1 protein-coding gene is annotated in these 587 nt (G+C 49.7%); it reads left to right on the top strand.

Going from position 1 to position 587, the window contains the following annotated elements; all coding sequences use genetic code 11:
* Window positions 1-587: phosphopantetheine-binding protein (locus J7604_RS26180; RefSeq protein WP_293903328.1), on the top strand; the 587-nt coding region annotated here is incomplete at both ends.

Genomic DNA, 587 nt, shown 5'->3' with positions numbered 1-587 from the left:
TGACCGCCAACGGAAAGCTGGACAAAGCCCAGCTTCCTTCCATAGACGGCCTTGGCAGTCTTCGTGCCAGTGAATATGCGGCTCCCCGCACTGCCAGAGAAAAAACGGTAGCAGGGATCTGGGAAGAGATTTTAGGCAGGGAACCAATCGGTATCCGTGATGATTTCTTTGATCTTGGAGGCGATTCCATCAAGATCCTTCGTATGATGGCAGGACTTCGCCGCGAGCTTGGCATCGATGTGCCAATCGGTGAGGTATACCGCCATAATACCATCGAGAGCCTTCTTGGGCATGTAGATGCGAACCAGGAAGTTTTCGATGCGCAGAACCAGGCTGCAAGCCAGCACAGGGCCGAAGTGCTCGAAGAGCTTGAAGCGTTAAGAAAAGAAATAATAGCAAGCCTTGCCAATGGCGATGCCATCGAGGATGTGTACCCGATGAGTGATATTGAGAAAGGAATGGTCTTCGAATCCCTTATTGACAGCAGTAAAGGAATGTACCATGACCAAATGGTGCATCAGCGTATCTTTAAGGATTTTGATCCAAACCGATTTGAGCAGGCACTCAAACTGCTGGTAACCAAACAC

It is taken from the genome of Sporocytophaga sp. (assembly GCF_017745095.1).
In the GTDB taxonomy this organism is placed as follows: domain Bacteria; phylum Bacteroidota; class Bacteroidia; order Cytophagales; family Cytophagaceae; genus Sporocytophaga.
The sequence above is the reverse complement of the archived record's forward strand: the minus strand, read 5'-3'. Positions and strand labels throughout refer to the sequence as shown.